Raw genomic sequence first — 16,510 nt, forward strand, 5'->3', positions numbered from 1 at the left:
ATGAGCGCGCCATTCGTCCTGGCCGTTCCCTCCAAGGGCCGCCTGCAGGAAAACACCGAGGCGTTCTTCGCCCGCGCCGGGCTCAAGCTGTCGAAGGCCGGCGGCGCGCGCGACTATCGCGGCACGCTCGCAGGCCTCGACAATGTCGAGGTCGCCTATCTCTCGGCGAGCGAGATCGCTTCGCAATTGTCGCGCGGCTTTGCGCATCTCGGCGTCACCGGCGAAGACCTGGTGCGCGAGAACATCGCGGACGCCGACAAGCGCGTGTCCCTGATCGACGGGCTCGGCTTCGGTAATGCCGACGTCGTCGTCGCGGTGCCGCAGGCGTGGATCGACGTCCGCACCATGGCCGATCTCGACGACGTCACCACCGGCTTCCGCGAGCAGCATCACATGCGGATGCGGGTGGCGACCAAGTTCATCAACCTCACCCGCACCTTCTTCCAGAGCCACGGCATCACCGATTACCGCATCGTCGAAAGCGCGGGCGCAACCGAAGGCGCGCCGGCGGCCGGCAGCGCCGAGCTGATCGTCGACATCACCACGACCGGCACGACGCTCGCGGCCAATGGCCTGCGGGTGCTCGACGACGGCGTGATCCTGCGCAGCCAGGCCAATCTGGTCGCCTCTAGGGATGCCGACTGGACACCGCAGGCGCGGGAGACCGCGCGCGTCATCCTCGATCACATCGCGGCACGGTCGCGGGCCAACAAATACCGCGAGGTCCGCACCCGCTTCAAGCAATGCGACGCGGCCCTGCTCGGCGAAGCCCACGAGCGCTTCGGCGTCGAAGCCCCGTTCGGCGGGCCGACCTCGTCGGGCATGCTGACGCTGCACTGTCCGCCGGGTCAGCTCTATGCGCTGGCGAGCTTCCTGCGCGAGCATGGCGCCGAGACCGTCTCGGTGGTTTCGCTCGACTATGTGTTCGACCGGGAGAACCCGCTGTTCGCGAAGCTCGAGGCATTCCTGCGGCAGTGAGCCTCAGGTCCGTTCAGCGTAGCGACAGCAAACGGCAGCTACCATATGCTGCTGAGAACCATGGACGCCTCTGGAACCTTGATCAATGACGCTGGGCTCTGACGTTTCCGGCATGACGACCACCGCGGCCAGTGCCGCTGCGAAGGGGTTGTCGATTGTCGTCCCCGTCTACAACGAGGCGGCGGGCCTCGCCGCCCTGCATCAGCGCATCTGCGATCTCGCCAAGACGCTGCGGCAGCGCTATCGCCTCGCCTGCGAGGTCGTCTATGTCGACGACGGCAGCGCGGACGCGACGCTCTCGATCGCCCGGTCGCTGCCGGCCGACGCGGTCGACGTTCAGGTGGTGTCGCTGTCGCGCAATTTCGGCAAGGAAGCCGCGCTGATGGCCGGCCTCGACCATGCCCGGCTCGGCGCCGTGATGTTCATGGACGGCGACGGCCAGCATCCGCCGATGCTGGTCGAGCAGCTGGTGCGGCACTGGATCGAGGACGGCTATGACGTCGTCTATACCGCCAAGGCGCATCGCGACAACGAGCCCTTCCTGCGCCGCGTCGCCGTGCGCGGGTTCTATTCGCTGATCAATTGGGGCGCGCGCCAGAAGATCCCTGAAGACGCCGGCGACTTCCGCCTGCTGTCGCCGCGCGCGGTCGCAGCGCTCAGGCAGCTGCCGGAGCGCAACCGCTTCTTCAAGGGCCTCGCGAGCTGGATCGGCTTCCGCCAGATCCGCGTCGATTACGAGCCGGCGCCGCGCACCCATGGTGTGACGACCTTCAGCGCCGCGCGCCTGCTCGGTCTTTCGATCGAAGGGGTGACCTCGTTCTCGGTGGCACCGCTGCGCTTCGCCAGCCTGCTCGGCGTGATCCTCGCCGGCGGCGCCTTCCTGTTCGGCCTCTCGATCCTCTGGGAGGTCTGGACCACGGGCAAGCAGGTGCCCGGCTATCCCTCGCTCGTGATCGGCCTGATGACCATCGGCGGCGTGCAGCTCATCATGATCGGCATCGTCGGCGAATATATCGGCAAGATCCTGTCCGAGCTGAAGGCGCGCCCGATCTACTTCGTCGCCGAGCACAGCGAAAAGCATTTCGAGACCGGGAAGGCCGACGACGCCTCGAAGAGGACGGCCGCCGAATGAGCGCGGCCGCGGGCCTGCGGCGGATCTGGCTCTGCGCCGACGATTACGGCATCAGCCCGGGCGTCAATCGCGCCATCCGCGACCTGATCGAACGCGGCCGTCTCAATGCCACCTCGGTGATGATGGTGGGACCGGCGATCGAGCACAGCGAGATCGAGGCACTCCAGACGGCGGCGAAAGCGAGCCCGCGCTGCGCGGTCGGCCTGCACGTGACATTGTCGGCGCCGTTCCGGCCGCTCACCATGCATTTCCGACCGCTGGACGGCGACATGTTCATGCCGTTCCCGAAGCTGCTGCGCGCCGGCCTTGCCCGCCGGCTCGACCGCGAATTCGTTCGCAACGAGGTCAAGGCGCAGCTGGCGGCGTTCGCGGAAGCGTTCGGGCGCGCGCCTGACTTCGTCGACGGCCATCAGCATGTGCAGCTCTATCCGCAGGTGCGCGACGGCTTTGTCGATGCGGTCAGCGAAGCCGCGCCCAAAGCCTGGGTCCGCCAGGGCGGGCGCGACCTGCCGCTCGTTCAACGGCTGGCCTCGCCGAAAGCCATGGTGCTCGATATCCTGAGCGCGCAATTCCGCCGCCGCGCGGCCAGCGCCGGCCTCAGCTTCAATCCCGGCTTTGCCGGCGCCTATGATTTTACGCGCGAGGCCGATTTCGGCGCGTTGATGCGGCAGTTTCTGCAAGGCCTCCCCGATGGCGGCCTCGTGATGTGCCACCCCGGCTTCGTCGACGACATCCTCACCGGCCTCGATCCGATGACGGACGTCCGCGAACGCGAGCACGCTTATCTCTCAGGCGACGCGTTTGCGCGCCTGCTCGCCGACAGCGGCGTCACGCTGGGGTGAAACCGGCGGAAAACATGCCGCCGGGCAGCTTGTCGCATACCGAAATTTAATCCGGCCGGCACTGTTGGGGCCACAATGGAACCCTACATCTGCCTCGCGCTTGGTTTGAGCGAGGGAGACTGATCATGACGCCGCAGGAACGCCAGCTCGTCGACGAGCTTTTCGACCGGCTTTCGAAACTGGAAAATGCACCGCGCGATCCCGATGCGATCGCCGCGATCTCCGATGGCCTGCGCAAGGCCCCTGGCGCGGTCTACGCGCTGGTGCAGACCACGCTGTTGCAGGACGAAGCGCTGAAGCGCGCCCATAACCGCATCCAGGAGCTGGAAGCGGCCCATGCGCCCGAGCAGGCGCAGTCCGGCGGCTTCCTCGATACCATGCGCGATAGCCTGTTCGGCGGAGGCCCCTCGCGCGGCTCGGTTCCGAACGTGCCGCCGCGTGACGCGCGGTCGGTCTGGAACACTGGTCAGGCCATGCAGCAGACGCAGCCCGGCTACGGCGCGCCGCCCCCTTATGGACAGGCCTACGGCCAAGGCCCGGGTCAAGCTCCGGGTCAGGGCTATGGCGCCCCGCCGATGGGCGGTGGCGGCGGCTCGTTCCTCGGCACCGCGGCGGCGGCCGCGGCCGGCGTCGTCGGCGGTTCGCTGCTGCTCTCCAGCATCCGCGGCATGATGGGCGGATCGCACCAGCAGGCCTTCGGCGACACCAACGCGCTCGGCGACCGCAGTGCTGGTGGAAGTCCCTGGGGCGGCAGCGACCAGTCCGGCGGCTCGCTTGCGCGCGATGCCGGTGTCAACGACATCGGCTCCAACCGCGACCGCGACGACGGTTCCCGCCAGGGCTTCGCCGACCAGGCGTCGAACGACCGGGACAACAACAACGATCAGAACTACGACGACAACGACCACGACGACGGCAATATGGACATGGCCGACGACGATAGCGATTTCGGCGGCGGAGACGATGGCGGCAGCGATTACGCGTAAGGCTGCTCGATAGCGCTGCAAACAAAAACGGCCGCCCGGGAGGCGGCCGTTTTCATGTCGAACGTCAGGCGCTCACATCACCACGACCCTGGTGCCGACATTGACGCGGCCATAGAGGTCGATGACGTCCTCGTTGCGCATGCGGATGCAGCCTGAGGAGACGTTGGTGCCGATGGTCCAGGGCTCGTTGGAGCCGTGGATGCGGTAGAGCGTCGAGCCCAGATACATCGCGCGCGCGCCGAGCGGATTTTCCGGGCCGCCTTCCATGTGCCGGGGCAGGTCGGGCCGGCGCGCGATCATTTCCGCCGGCGGCGTCCAGTCCGGCCATTCCCGCTTGGCCGTGATCGACTTCACGCCAGACCAGGTGAAGCCGGGACGGCCGACGCCGATGCCGTAGCGCATCGCCCGGCCGTTGCCCTCGACCAGATAGAGGAATTTGTTCGGCGTATCGACCACGATGGTACCGGCAGTTTCCTTGCCGCTATAGTCGACGGATTGCTTCTCGAATCTCGGATCGAACGGACGCTGGCGCGGATCGACCGCCTCCTGCTGGAGACCTGCGCCTTGCTGATATCCACCCTGCATCTGCGGCTCGCCCATCGGTGGCAGGCGGCGCTGGTCGTAATAGCCGGGCTGCTGCTGATAGACCGGCTGCTGCGGCGCGTAGGCCGGGCCGCGGCCGGGACCGTCACCGAACAGGAACTCGATGAAGCCGCCGCCCATATTCGCATTGGAGGCGACGCGCACCGGCGCCGGCGGCACCTGCGGCTGGTAGAGCACCGCAGGCGGATCGTTCGGCACACTATTGTCGAAGGCGCTGGCGCTGCTCGCGCCGGCAATGAAGGTGCAAGCGCTGCCGAGCAGCGCGACAGACATTTTCTTGAACATCGACGTACTCTGTACTGTTTCGTCTAGATCACATGCGTCGTGCAGAGCCGATGGCTGATCGGCGACCGCGACGTGGTCAATAAAGAGCAAAAGCCGTTTTGTTTGGTAAACGTATCAGCCGTTTCGATTCACCACGTCGCGAGCGAGGGTGCAATTTGGCGATCAGCGTTTATTTTCGATGAACGCCGCAGGCCCATGGTTAATCGCTTCTTTTCGTGCCGTCGCGTGCGGCCGCGCAACAGTTCCCGCTGTGAACCTCGTGTTAAATTGCTTCTGCCTACAAAGACGCGTGAGTGAGGTGGGGGGAGTTCCTGATGGCTATTCACCGCAAACGTTTTCGTGTCGAAGAGGCTATTGTCGGCGAGATGCCCAGCCCCGAAATGATTGAGGAGGCTGCGCCGATGCATAATGAGATCATGGCGGAGCTGCGTGCGATCCGCGCACAGATGGCGAAGGGCACTGTGCCCTTGTCCGGCAGCGCAGCCATGGCGGCGATCGACGCCTCCACTGCCCACGAGCTCTCCGAGGCTCGTACCATGCTCGATACCTACCGGGCGCAGATCGAGCAGTGCGAGAAGCTGAAGGTCGAGCTCGACCTCATCCACGACGCCATCGACCGCACCAAGCGCGAGATCGCGACGCTGCACGGCAAGAGCTTCGACGGCGGCGAAATGGCCAAGGTCAATGGCGAGCTCGGCGCGGTCGTCGGCGGTACCGAGCAGGCGACCCAGCAGATTCTCGAAGCCGCCGAATCGATCGACCAGGCGGCCAGCGCGATGTCCAAGGTGCAATCGGCCGACCAGCAGAAGCGGCTCGCCGACGACATCCAGGAACGCGTCATCTCGATCTTCGAAGCCTGCAACTTCCAGGACCTGACCGGCCAGCGCATCAGCAAGGTCATGACCACGATGAAGTTCATCGAGCAGCACATCAATGCGATGATGGAGATCTGGGGCGGCGTCGACGCGATCAAGGCCCATGTGCCCGCGCCGGCCGACACCCGCAGCGACGACGAAAAGCTCCTCAACGGCCCCAAGCTCGCCGGCGACGTCGGCCACGCCTCGCAGGACGACATCGACGCGCTGTTCGACTGATCGGGCGCGACACTACGGAAAAACAAAACGCCGGCGAAAGCCGGCGTTTTTTGTTCCTCGTCATTGCGAGGAGCGAAGCGACGAAGCAATCCAGGCTGCCTCCGCCGAGACAGTCTGGATTGCTTCGCTACGCTCGCAATGACGCGGGTTAGAGCCGAACCCCGATCACGCCCTCGGCGCGCAGCGGACGTAGACCATGTTGCCGTAGCGGGTGGCGGCGTCCTTGTCGATGAAGCGGGTGATCAGGACGCGGCCGTCGAAGGAGACGATCTCGCGGTCCTGCTCGCCGGGGGTGGGACCCGCCGGTCCGATGTAGTTCTTGCCGCTGGGCGAGCCCTTCAGGCGCAGCTCCTGCGGCGTCGCCTGGTCGGCGAGATGCATGATCACGCCGCCGGAGGAACCGGCGGTGATCACGTAAGGATTTTTGCACTGCGATCGGGCCGCGGCCTCGGTGCGGGCGCGGTCGGCCGGGTTCTGGAACGAGGCGAGACCCCAGCGGCCGACGATCTCGTCGGCGCGGATGCTCGCCGGCATTTCCGGGCCGGTGCCGGGCTCGGCCTCGGGCGGCGGCGAAGACGACGAGAAGGACGGCAGGCTCATACCGCCGCCGCAGGCGCCAAGCAGCAGCGCCAGGCAAGAGGCGGCCGCCAGATTGGCAACCGTGCGTGCGTGAGCTGAACTGATCATGACATTCCCCCGAGCAAACCGTCCCCCAAATGAGACCCCGACCGCATCCCTCCTGCAGCCAAGCGCAAAACCGCTGTCGGAGCAATGACGTCCTTTATACGCCAGCGCGACCAATAAGTTTCTCTAGACACGATCCTATATCCGCCTCACCAATCGCTTAACCACCCTTGCTTGACAGGATCGCGGCCAAGCCATATTTCCGGGCGCACTATTAGCACTCGGAAAGCCCGATTGCTAAGCGCGCCGTTCGATCCTCGGCAAGAGGGTGGACGGACGCCGCCCCTACCCACTTCCATTCCTTCCGAAGCGAGCCTCCAAAGGGAAACGTCATGGCTAAATCCAAATTTCGTCCGCTGCATGACCGTGTCGTGGTCAAACGTATCGACGCCGAGGAAAAGACCAAGGGCGGCATCATCATTCCGGACACCGCCAAGGAAAAGCCGTCCCAGGGCGAGGTCGTCGCCGTCGGCCCCGGCGGCCGCGACGAGGCCGGTAAGCTGATCCCTATCGATCTCAAGGTCGGCGACCGCGTGCTGTTCGGCAAGTGGTCGGGCACCGAGGTCAAGATCGACAACGAAGAGCTCCTGATCATGAAGGAGTCGGACATCATGGGTGTCATGGCCTAAGGCCGTCAGCCTGAACAGCCGCTGAATGTCATGCCCGGATCGCGCGATCCGGGCATTCGGTCATTCCGCAAGCAGTAGACACGTCACGAAACACGAGGGATTGAAGAAATGGCTGCCAAAGACGTCAAGTTTTCCGGAGACGCGCGCGAACGCATGCTGCGCGGCGTCGACATTCTCGCCAACGCCGTCAAGGTGACGCTCGGTCCGAAGGGCCGCAACGTCGTCATCGAGAAGAGCTTCGGCGCACCCCGCATCACCAAGGACGGCGTCACCGTCGCCAAGGAGATCGAGCTCGAGGACAAGTTCGAGAACATGGGCGCGCAGATGCTGCGCGAAGTCGCCTCCAAGACCAACGACACCGCCGGCGACGGCACCACCACCGCGACCGTGCTAGCCCAGGCCATCGTGCGCGAAGGCGCCAAGGCGGTTGCCGCCGGCATGAACCCGATGGACCTCAAGCGCGGCATCGACACCGCGGTTACGGCCGTCATCAAGGACATCGAGAAGCGCGCCAAGCCGGTCGCCGCCTCCTCCGAGGTCGCCCAGGTCGGCACCATCTCGGCCAACGGCGATGCAGCCATCGGCAAGATGATCGCCCAGGCGATGCAGAAGGTCGGCAACGAGGGCGTCATCACCGTCGAGGAGAACAAGTCGCTCGACACCGAGGTCGACATCGTCGAGGGCATGAAGTTCGACCGCGGCTATCTGTCGCCCTACTTCGTCACCAACGCCGAGAAGATGACCGCCGAGCTCGAGGACGCCTACATCCTCCTGCACGAGAAGAAGCTGTCCGGCCTGCAGGCCATGCTGCCGGTGCTGGAAGCCGTGGTGCAGTCGGGCAAGCCGCTCGTCATCATCGCCGAGGACGTCGAGGGCGAGGCGCTGGCCACCCTGGTCGTCAACCGCCTGCGTGGCGGCCTCAAGGTCGCCGCCGTCAAGGCGCCGGGCTTCGGCGACCGCCGCAAGGCCATGCTCGAGGACCTCGCGATCCTCACCGGCGGCCAGCTCATCTCCGAAGACCTCGGCATCAAGCTCGAGAACGTCACCGTGAAGATGCTCGGTCGTGCCGGCAAGGTCGTGATCGACAAGGAGAACACCACGATCGTCAAGGGCGCCGGCAAGAAGCCGGAGATCGAGGCCCGCGTCGGCCAGATCAAGGCCCAGATCGAGGAGACCACCTCGGACTACGACCGTGAGAAGCTCCAGGAGCGCCTCGCCAAGCTCGCCGGCGGCGTCGCGGTGATCCGCGTCGGCGGCGCGACCGAGATCGAGGTCAAGGAGAAGAAGGACCGCGTCGAGGACGCGCTCAACGCCACCCGCGCCGCGGTGCAGGAAGGCATCGTCCCCGGCGGCGGCGTCGCGCTGCTGCGCGCCAAGAAGGCCGTGGGCCGTCTCACCAACGCCAATGCCGACGTCCAGGCCGGCATCAACATCGTGCTGAAGGCGCTGGAAGCCCCGATCCGCCAGATCTCCGAGAACGCGGGCGTGGAAGGCTCGATCGTGGTCGGCAAGATCCTGGAGAACAAGTCCGAGACCTTCGGCTTCGACGCCCAGAACGAGGACTATGTCGACATGGTCGAGAAGGGCATCATCGATCCCGCCAAGGTGGTCCGCACCGCGCTGCAGGACGCCTCGTCCGTGGCCGGCCTGCTGGTGACCACCGAGGCCATGGTCGCCGAAACGCCGAAGAAGGAAGCTCCGCCCGCCATGCCGGGCGGCGGCGGCATGGGCGGCTTCTAAGCCTCCGTTCCGTTACAATGTTGCGAAGGCCGCCTCCGGGCGGCCTTCTTTTTTGCCGACCCTGCCCCTTCTGCTTTCCAATTCAACCGGCGGCCAAAACCCACTACGGTGGCGCGCCGATTCGATTGCGCGAGGATTCATCGATGCGTGCGCTTCTGGTTTGTTCGACAGCCCTTTTGGCGGCCCTGCTTGCCGTCTCGCCCGATGTCGCATCCGCCCAGATGAAGCTGTCGCCGAAGGCCACGGCGCCGGGCGGGATGGAGACCCGCTATTTCACCTCGATCGACGGCCTGATGGACGGCAATGCCGACGTGATCCTGAAGGAGACGCGGCAGGGCAAGACGGTGACGGCGGCCGTGCTCGACGTCTGCTATCCCATCGCAAAAAATTCCGACCGCAAGGACCGCTTCGTCGTCAATCTCCAGGTCGCGGGCCAGAACCTGACGGGTACGACGCAGAGCCTCGGCGAGAAGGCGCCCGTCACCGTCAAGCTGCTGCGCAAACAGGCCGGCGACACGTTCGAGTTCCGCGGCCAGATCGCGATCGGCCAGGCCGTGACCGAGGTCACCTCGCCCGACAATTCCGATCTCAGCGAGAAGGAATTCCAGGACAACCAGACCTCCGACGACGGCATCACGCCGCAGCCGAAGGATTTCACCGACGTCTCGCCGGAAGCGATCGCGGTCAAGATCAAGCTGGATGCGGCGACCGAGTTCCTCAAGAGCCTGAAGGGCCAGGACGTCGAGGTGACGCTGGCGAGCCTGACCGTCGGCTGCGACGCGCTGCGCGCCGGCGAGCAGACCATCAACATGTCGGTTGATCCGGAACGCGCCGGTGCGCTGCTGGCAAAGTTCAAGGCGATGCCCGGCGTCACCGCGGCGGGCTGGACCGCGGGCATGACCGAGATGGACCGCACCATCCGCTTTGCCGCGGCCGATTGGCGCGACGGCGACAAGATCAGCCGGGACAAGCTCGCCTCAGCCGTCGCCGGCGTGCTGAGCAGGACACTTGCAGCAAAGCAGGTCTCGCACGGCTTCAACCCGGCCACCGGCAAGCTCAAGCTCGTCTTCAAGCGGCCGAACCAGGATTTTCCGGCACTCGAGCTCACCGACACGATCGAAGTTGCAGGCCTCATCTCGCCCGACAAGCCCGGCGCGACCGACAAACTGATGCTTTGGATCGGCAGCCCCTCGACCACGACCGCCGATGAGAGCAGCGGCGCCAAGCTCAACCTCTCGGATGACGCTTCGGCCGACGAGGAAGGCGATCAGCCCGACGACAACGGCTCAATCGAGGCGCTCGCCAAGGAGCTGAAGGGCCAGCGCTGGGACGCCGACAAGTCGGTGTGGAAGTAGGCGCAGACACCCACTCTCGCCGTCATCGCCCGGCTTGCCGTCTTCGCTAAAGCTTCGCCGGCCGAGCACCCTCGTGGCCCGGCGCAGCCTTGGCGGAGCCGGGACCGGGCGATCCAGTACTCCGAGACAGTTGTGGTTGAATCGAGAGGCCGCGGCGTACTGGGTGCCGCGGTCAAGCCAGGTCAAGCCGGGGCACGACAGCGAGTGCGCCTCAATTCCCCGTCGTCCTGAAGCGCAGCGGCTTGGGGCCGATCAGCGTCAGCACGTCGCCCTGACGCTTCCAGGTCTCAACGCTGCCCAGCGCTGCGACGAGTTCGTCGTCGGCCTGCGCCCTGGCTGGCGGGCAGGAACGGTCCTGGATCTGGCCGGGGACGAAGATCACCGTATTGCCGGCGACCGAGAACTGGCCCTTGCCGCCCTTGCACCAGAGCTCCAGCACGACTTCGCCATTGTTGCCGATCTCGATGTTCGGAATCCGCTTCGAGCCCGGCTGCGGCAGGGCCTCCAGCGTCATCTCGGTACCGAACGGAAAACCGTCCTCTGCACGCGCGAGCGTGGACATCGCCAGCATTGCAACCGCCAAACACATCGTCTGCTTGAGCGAAACCATGAGACCTCTCGACCGAGCTGATTTGCGGCACCTTCTATAAGACGGCGACGCCGTTGAGAAGGTTCGCGGAGGCTAAAGCGCGATGAGATTGGGACGAATCGTCATCGCGCTTCAGATTGTTGTTTGAGCATGATCTTTTCGGAAAACCGCTTCGCACTTTTCCGGATCATGCTTCGGATGCAAAAATCCCCGCAAGGCGGCGAAGCCCTGCGGGGATTTGCGTTGAAGCGTGGCGTGGCCTGCTACTTCAGCACCATCGCCGTGAACGGCCAGACATAGGCCTGCAACGTCACGAGCACACCGACGAGGCAGGCGAGCACGATCGAATGCCAGAACACGAAGCGCAGGATGGTGCCCTCGTGGCCGTACCAGTTGGTGGCGGTGGAGGCGACCACGATCGACTGCGCGTCGATCATCTTGCCCATCACGCCGCCGGACGAGTTCGCCGCGGCCATCAGGACCGGCGACAGCCCGAGCTGCTCGGATGTGATCTTCTGAAGGTTGCCGAAAAGGATGTTCGAGGCGGTATCCGATCCGGTCAACGCCACGCCCAACCAGCCGAGCAGCGTGCCGAAGAAGGGATAGAGCACGCCAGTTGCGGCGAAGGCGAGGCCGAGCGTTGCGTCGACACCCGAGAGACGGGTGAGCGTGCCGATGGCAAGCATCGCCGAGATCGTGATCAGCGAGATCGCGCACAGCCTAATCGTACGGCCATATTCCACGATCATCCTCGCCGGCGAAAAACCGGCCAAAGCCGCGGAAATGATTGCCGCGATCAGCATGCCCGTGCCGGTGAACGACAGATAGGTGAATGCGAACACCGCGCCCTCAGGAGTCGGCTTCGCCGCCACGGGCGGTACCTTATTGATCATGTTGTGCAGATCCGGAACTGGATAGTTCACGGTGAAGATGGAGTTCGCCCAGCTCTTGAACGCACCGTTGCCCCAGATCAACATGACGACGCAGACGATGATCCATGGGAGCAAGGCGGTCCAGAGTTCGCGTTGCGTGAGCGGGGTTCTGTCCATCGACGCCGGCTTGGCCATGGTCGCGGCCGATTCGTCCCTGCCTCGCAGCGCCGGCGACAGCCAAAGCTGCTGCGGCTGCCAGACCCTAAGGAACAGAATTAGACAACCCATCGAGATCAGCGAAGCGCCGATATCGACGATCCAGGGATTGATGTAATTCGAGATCACGAATTGCGGGATCGCAAACGATACGCCGGTGACGAGGATCGCCGGCCAGATGTCCTTCATGCCCTTCCAGCCCGCGAACGCCCACACCACCCAGAACGGGACGATCAGCGAGAAGACCGGCAACTGCCGTCCGACCATCGCGCCGAGGATGTAGGGGTCAAGCCCGGTGACCGAGGCAAGGCCCTGGATCGGCGTGCCCAGCGCGCCATAGGCAACCGGCGCGGTGTTGGCGATCAGCGACAGACCGGAGGCCGCGAGCGGCGAGAAGCCAAGCCCGATCAGGACAGAGCCCGTGATGGCGACCGGCGTACCGAAGCCAGAGGCGCCTTCAAAGAAGGCACCAAAGGAGAACGCAATCAGCAATAGCTGCAGGCGCCGATCCTCCGTGACGCCGCCGACCGCGCGCTTCAATAACTCGAATTGGCCGGTTGCAACCGTGATCTGATAGAGAAAGATAACGTTCAACACGATCCAGCCGATCGGGAAGAAGCCGGCGACGACGCCGAGGGCTGAAGCGCGAAGCGACATGCCTGTCGGCATGGTGAAGATAAAGATAGCGATCAGGTTGGTCAGGATCACAGCGATGATGGCCGCGATATGCGCCTTGACGCGGCCGCTCGCGATCAGGACCAGCAGTGTGACGACAGGCACCGCCGCAGCGATCGTCGACAGCACTGGACTGTGCAGCGGGTCATAGACTTGATTCCACATGGTCTTCCTCCCCCACGCCTGTTGCGGCAGGCGGCCCGCGTGGACAGCCGAACCTGCTTGACGCTGGAAGCGATAACCCCCGAGCTGGACGCGAATTCCTCGCGAGTGCGGCGGTTCCCGTCCGCTCACAAGCCCGCGAAGTCCCGGAGGCCCCCACCCCGCGCCGTTGTGCCCATGCTAGGGTTGCAAGCTGCGACAAGCCAACGCAAATTGCTGAACTTGCGACTTTAGTCTAAGCGCGCTGCCGTTGCCTCAGCCATTTGGCCCATGGGCGTTGTGCACATCCCCTCAGGAGACAGAGCTCTGTGAAGAACATCAGCGCCACGCTCGCGACAGTCTGGCGAATCGCCATCCCCTATTTCCGGTCCGAGGACAAATGGGCCGGCCGCGGCCTGCTCGGCGTCGTCATCGCGATGGAGCTGACGCTGGTGGCGATCAACGTGCTGCTCAATCAATGGCAGAACCGGTTCTACAGCGCACTCCAGGCCTACGATCTCAACGAGTTCGTCATGGAGGTCTGGATCTTCCTCGGCCTTGCTTTCACCTACGTCGCACTGGCCGTCTACAAGCTTTACCTGAACCAGTGGCTCCAGATTCGCTGGCGGCGATGGCTGACTCAACACTATCTCGGCGAATGGCTCGACAGCGCCACGCACTACCGCATGCAGCTCAAGGGCGACCCGGCCGACAACCCGGACCAGCGCATTACCGAGGACGTCAAGAACTTCGTCGAGCAAACGCTCGTCCTTGGCCTCGGTCTGCTGTCGTCGATCGTGACGCTGGCCTCGTTCGTCGTCATCCTCTGGGGTCTGTCCAACAAGGCCCCCCTGCACATCTACGGCACCGATTTCGTCATCCCGGGTTTTCTGGTCTGGTGCGCGCTGGTCTACGCGATCCTGGGGACGGGGCTGACGCACTGGATCGGCGCACCGCTCATCAACCTCAATTTCGAGCAGCAGCGGTTCGAGGCTGACTTCCGCTTCAACCTGATCCGCGTGCGCGAAAATTCCGAGCAGATCGCTCTGTTGAAAGGTGAGAGCGCGGAGCAAGGGCATCTCCTGCGCCGCTTCGGCTTCGTCATCGCCAACTGGTACGCGATCATGAGCCGGACCAAGCGCCTCACCGCCTTCACGGCAAGCTACGGTCAGGCTGCAACGATCTTTCCCTACGTCGTAGTTGCTCCGGCCTACTTCGCCAAACGCATCCAGCTCGGCGACATGATGCAGACCGGCTCGGCGTTTGGCAGCGTGCAGGATGCGCTGTCTTTCTTCGTGACGGCCTACCGCTCGCTGGCCGAGTGGCGCGCGATCGTCGCCCGTCTCGACGGCTTCGAGATGTCGGTCAGCTCCGCTGCCAACATCGCGGCGCGCGAGCCGACCATCGGCGTTGCGCCCTCGAACGGCAAGGCAATCACGCTTGGGCAGTTGCTGGTGAAGCTGCCGAACGGTGAACCCCTGGTCAGCGCGGATGCCTTCATGGTCGAGCCGGCGGAGCGGGTGCTGGTGACGGGACCTTCCGGTTCCGGCAAGTCGACGCTGTTCCGGGCCATCGCCGGCATCTGGCCCTTCGGCACCGGGGCAATCGCCATTCCCGAGAAGGCAAGGCTGATGATGCTCCCCCAGAGGCCGTATTTTCCGATCGGCCCGCTCGGCGACGCCGTGATCTACCCCGCCGCGCATGGCACGATCACGCCCGAGAAGATCGCGGAAGCGCTCAACTCGGTCGGCATGCCGCGGCTGGCAAAACGGCTCGACGAGGAAGGCCATTGGAACCGGACGCTGTCGCTCGGCGAGCAGCAGCGCCTGGGGCTGGCGCGCGCCCTGCTGCACGTGCCGGATTACCTGTTCCTCGACGAGGCCACGGCGTCGCTCGACGAACCATCCGAGGCCCGGCTGTACCGGCTGCTGACGGAGAAGCTGCCGCACGCCACCATCGTCTCGATCGGCCACCGCTCGACGCTCGACGCCTTCCACACCCGCAAGGTGGCATTGGTGAAGGACGGTGAGATCCACGTTCTCGGCAAGGACGGTGCGGCGGCCGAGAAGGAGCCGACCGCGGCGAGTTGAGGTGGCACACCAGGCCTGAGGCTAACCTCGACAGGACCTTCGTTGCAGCCATCCTTCGAGACGCCCGCCTCCGGCGGGCTGCTCGGGATGAGGTTTGTAATCGCGGCAAGATCCTCAACCCTCACGGCGAGGAGCGCCGCCTTGCGGCGCGTCTCGAACCATGCAGGCCGCGCGCTCTCGCAGACGAGCCCAAGCCCAAACCACAAGTCCAAAGCAAAAGGGCGGCAGATCGCTCTGCCGCCCTCGTTAGGTCGTCTCGGGAAGAAACTTACTTCAGGTTGGTCATCGCCGTCAGGTCGACCGAGAGCTTGGCGACGCCGGCCGCGCTGCACCAGTTGGAGCCGAACGCCGTGGCCGCGTTCGCGCCGCCATTGATCGGCGTCACGAAACCAGGGCTGGAGTTGGTGGCCGAGAAGTCGCTGGTGAAGGCGTTGCAGTTACCCTTCGAGAGGTCGGTGTCGTAGTAGCGCAGATCGAGCGTGAACACCTTGTAGGTGAAGCCGACGCCGATGTTCCAGGTGTTGTAGCTCGGCTCCTTGATGCCGTTGGAGTACAGCGGGTCGCCGGCAATACCGTAGAAGATGTCCGAGGTGCCGAGCCACTGACGGCCGAATTCACCCGACACATACATGCCGACGCCGCTGGCACCGAACGTGGTGCTCGGCGCGGTCCACTTGGCGGTGATCGAGGCGTAGTTACCCCAGGCGCCGAGGTTCAGGAAGTTCGGCGAATAGTACTCGTTGAAACCAACGACCCACTGATCGTTGATGTTGAGGTTCAGCTTGGCATAGACTTCGTAGAAGCTTGCGTCCTTCTTGGCGAAGTTGCCGTTGATCGGAAGGCCGATCGCGCCCTGCGAATTGTCGAGGCCGGTGCCGCAATTGCCCTGGGCGAGGGTGCCCTGCGAACCGAAGCAGCTTCCACCCGGATAAAGGTAGCCCCAGATACCGAAGTCGAAGGCGAACATGCCGAAGGTCGGGCGGATACCGCCGTAGATGTCGACTTCAGCCGCGGCGCGGTTCGGGAACGAGATGCTTTCCGCGGACGCACCGACGTAAAGCTGGAGGTCCTTGTTGACGTTGTAGCGCGGCTCGAAATAGGCGGCGACCGACGGATTGTGGTTAGACTGAGTGACGCCGCGGAAGATGTAATCGCTCATGATGCCGGCGCCGAAGGCGACATCCCAGGGGTCAAAGGCGGGTGGCGGCGGGGCCTTCAGAGCCTTGACCGGCATGTCTGCCGCGAAAGCCGAACCCGTCACCATTGCCAGCGCCGTTGCCAACAAAGCCACTTTTTTCATTTCAATCCCCATCACCAGTTCCACACAGTCGGTTTCCCGGAAGCCCCCCGGGCCGTACGACCTGACTGCAAAATTTCGTTACCGCGACAATCTGGCTGGGAGGATGCGAACCGTGAAGCAAAAATCACGGGCATCTGCCGACTTTTTGGGCGTTCTGACGATTCCACAGAAGGTTGTCCGCCTGTGTTGCTTCTCGATCACATTATTTGCATTCCAAAGTGCGCAGAGCCGCCCGGATTAATACGGGAGCCGCCGGTGCAGTGGTGCCTGCACCACGAATCGGACTGACGCGAGAAACG

At 64.5% G+C, this 16,510-nt stretch carries 14 protein-coding genes; 9 read left to right on the forward strand and 5 right to left on the reverse strand.

What is annotated here, in order from left to right; all coding sequences use genetic code 11:
• The 4 genes from hisG (at position 1) to AC5ZFO_RS25815 (ending at position 3,938) form a co-directional block, all read left to right on the forward strand.
• Entirely contained in the window at positions 1–978 is a 978-nt protein-coding gene (hisG, locus tag AC5ZFO_RS25800; protein WP_282521957.1) for an ATP phosphoribosyltransferase, read from the forward strand.
• A gap of 85 nt (positions 979–1,063) precedes the next feature.
• The gene (locus AC5ZFO_RS25805) at positions 1,064–2,110 is read left to right on the forward strand and encodes a glycosyltransferase family 2 protein (RefSeq protein ID WP_282521956.1); all 1,047 of its coding nucleotides are present in this window, start codon (positions 1,064–1,066) and stop codon (positions 2,108–2,110) included.
• Complete coding sequence (locus AC5ZFO_RS25810; RefSeq protein ID WP_282521955.1) at positions 2,107–2,952, forward strand: ChbG/HpnK family deacetylase; 846 nt, start codon at positions 2,107–2,109, stop codon at positions 2,950–2,952. The genes AC5ZFO_RS25805 and AC5ZFO_RS25810 overlap by 4 nt, the downstream gene beginning before the upstream one ends.
• A 125-nt stretch (positions 2,953–3,077) precedes the next feature.
• Positions 3,078–3,938 (forward strand): DUF2076 domain-containing protein, encoded by an 861-nt coding sequence (locus AC5ZFO_RS25815; protein ID WP_282521954.1) that lies wholly within the window; start codon positions 3,078–3,080, stop codon positions 3,936–3,938.
• A 72-nt stretch (positions 3,939–4,010) separates the two neighbouring features.
• Here AC5ZFO_RS25815 and AC5ZFO_RS25820 read toward each other — a convergent pair whose 3' ends face one another.
• Positions 4,011–4,826, reverse strand: a complete 816-nt coding sequence (locus AC5ZFO_RS25820) for a L,D-transpeptidase (RefSeq protein ID WP_282521953.1) — start codon at positions 4,824–4,826, stop codon at positions 4,011–4,013.
• A gap of 314 nt (positions 4,827–5,140) precedes the next feature.
• On the opposite strand from AC5ZFO_RS25820, the gene AC5ZFO_RS25825 reads away from it, so the two are divergent.
• Entirely contained in the window at positions 5,141–5,920 is a 780-nt protein-coding gene (locus AC5ZFO_RS25825) for a protein phosphatase CheZ (RefSeq protein WP_063985625.1), read from the forward strand.
• Positions 5,921–6,085: 165 nt separating this feature from the next.
• Here the strand turns inward: AC5ZFO_RS25825 and AC5ZFO_RS25830 are convergent, their stop codons facing one another.
• Positions 6,086–6,607 carry a hypothetical protein gene (locus tag AC5ZFO_RS25830; RefSeq protein ID WP_074122687.1) on the reverse strand — a complete coding sequence of 174 codons (522 nt, stop codon included), beginning with the start codon at positions 6,605–6,607 and terminating at the stop codon, positions 6,086–6,088.
• Between the two features lie 329 nt (positions 6,608–6,936).
• Between AC5ZFO_RS25830 and AC5ZFO_RS25835 the strand changes: the two genes are divergently transcribed.
• The 3 genes from AC5ZFO_RS25835 (at position 6,937) to AC5ZFO_RS25845 (ending at position 10,328) form a co-directional block, all read left to right on the forward strand.
• Entirely contained in the window at positions 6,937–7,233 is a 297-nt protein-coding gene (locus AC5ZFO_RS25835; protein WP_014491914.1) for a co-chaperone GroES, read from the forward strand.
• A gap of 108 nt (positions 7,234–7,341) precedes the next feature.
• Positions 7,342–8,973, forward strand: coding sequence for a chaperonin GroEL (gene groL / locus AC5ZFO_RS25840; RefSeq protein ID WP_282521952.1), 1,632 nt, complete (start codon positions 7,342–7,344; stop codon positions 8,971–8,973).
• A 143-nt stretch (positions 8,974–9,116) separates the two neighbouring features.
• On the forward strand, positions 9,117–10,328 hold the full coding sequence (locus AC5ZFO_RS25845; protein ID WP_282521951.1) for a hypothetical protein: 1,212 nt from the start codon (positions 9,117–9,119) through the stop codon (positions 10,326–10,328).
• A gap of 211 nt (positions 10,329–10,539) precedes the next feature.
• On the opposite strand, the gene AC5ZFO_RS25850 is transcribed toward AC5ZFO_RS25845, so the two are convergent.
• Together AC5ZFO_RS25850 and AC5ZFO_RS25855 are read right to left on the reverse strand one after the other, a co-directional pair.
• Positions 10,540–10,938, reverse strand: a complete 399-nt coding sequence (locus AC5ZFO_RS25850) for an META domain-containing protein (protein WP_282521950.1) — start codon at positions 10,936–10,938, stop codon at positions 10,540–10,542.
• A gap of 242 nt (positions 10,939–11,180) precedes the next feature.
• Positions 11,181–12,845 carry an L-lactate permease gene (locus tag AC5ZFO_RS25855; RefSeq protein ID WP_496122788.1) on the reverse strand — a complete coding sequence of 555 codons (1,665 nt, stop codon included), beginning with the start codon at positions 12,843–12,845 and terminating at the stop codon, positions 11,181–11,183.
• A gap of 305 nt (positions 12,846–13,150) precedes the next feature.
• Between AC5ZFO_RS25855 and AC5ZFO_RS25860 the strand changes: the two genes are divergently transcribed.
• Complete coding sequence (locus AC5ZFO_RS25860; RefSeq protein WP_282521948.1) at positions 13,151–14,911, forward strand: ABC transporter ATP-binding protein/permease; 1,761 nt, start codon at positions 13,151–13,153, stop codon at positions 14,909–14,911.
• A gap of 268 nt (positions 14,912–15,179) precedes the next feature.
• Here the strand turns inward: AC5ZFO_RS25860 and AC5ZFO_RS25865 are convergent, their stop codons facing one another.
• Positions 15,180–16,211, reverse strand: a complete 1,032-nt coding sequence (locus AC5ZFO_RS25865) for a TorF family putative porin (RefSeq protein WP_282521947.1) — start codon at positions 16,209–16,211, stop codon at positions 15,180–15,182.
• Between the last annotated feature and the right edge of the window lie 299 nt (positions 16,212–16,510).

The sequence above is a fragment of the Bradyrhizobium sp. Unk1 genome (genome assembly GCF_059512345.1).

Excerpts from the sequence above, each read along its gene's own strand:
- hisG (WP_282521957.1), top strand. The coding sequence starts at position 1 with ATGAGCGCGCCATTCGTCCTGGCCGTTCCCTCCAAGGGCCGCCTGCAG.
- AC5ZFO_RS25805 (WP_282521956.1), top strand. The coding sequence starts at position 1,064 with ATGACGCTGGGCTCTGACGTTTCCGGCATGACGACCACCGCGGCCAGT.
- AC5ZFO_RS25810 (WP_282521955.1), top strand. The coding sequence starts at position 2,107 with ATGAGCGCGGCCGCGGGCCTGCGGCGGATCTGGCTCTGCGCCGACGAT.
- AC5ZFO_RS25815 (WP_282521954.1), top strand. The coding sequence starts at position 3,078 with ATGACGCCGCAGGAACGCCAGCTCGTCGACGAGCTTTTCGACCGGCTT.
- AC5ZFO_RS25820 (WP_282521953.1), bottom strand. The coding sequence starts at position 4,826 with ATGTTCAAGAAAATGTCTGTCGCGCTGCTCGGCAGCGCTTGCACCTTC.
- AC5ZFO_RS25825 (WP_063985625.1), top strand. The coding sequence starts at position 5,141 with ATGGCTATTCACCGCAAACGTTTTCGTGTCGAAGAGGCTATTGTCGGC.
- AC5ZFO_RS25830 (WP_074122687.1), bottom strand. The coding sequence starts at position 6,607 with ATGATCAGTTCAGCTCACGCACGCACGGTTGCCAATCTGGCGGCCGCC.
- AC5ZFO_RS25835 (WP_014491914.1), top strand. The coding sequence starts at position 6,937 with ATGGCTAAATCCAAATTTCGTCCGCTGCATGACCGTGTCGTGGTCAAA.
- groL (WP_282521952.1), top strand. The coding sequence starts at position 7,342 with ATGGCTGCCAAAGACGTCAAGTTTTCCGGAGACGCGCGCGAACGCATG.
- AC5ZFO_RS25845 (WP_282521951.1), top strand. The coding sequence starts at position 9,117 with ATGCGTGCGCTTCTGGTTTGTTCGACAGCCCTTTTGGCGGCCCTGCTT.
- AC5ZFO_RS25850 (WP_282521950.1), bottom strand. The coding sequence starts at position 10,938 with ATGGTTTCGCTCAAGCAGACGATGTGTTTGGCGGTTGCAATGCTGGCG.
- AC5ZFO_RS25855 (WP_496122788.1), bottom strand. The coding sequence starts at position 12,845 with ATGTGGAATCAAGTCTATGACCCGCTGCACAGTCCAGTGCTGTCGACG.
- AC5ZFO_RS25865 (WP_282521947.1), bottom strand. The coding sequence starts at position 16,211 with ATGAAAAAAGTGGCTTTGTTGGCAACGGCGCTGGCAATGGTGACGGGT.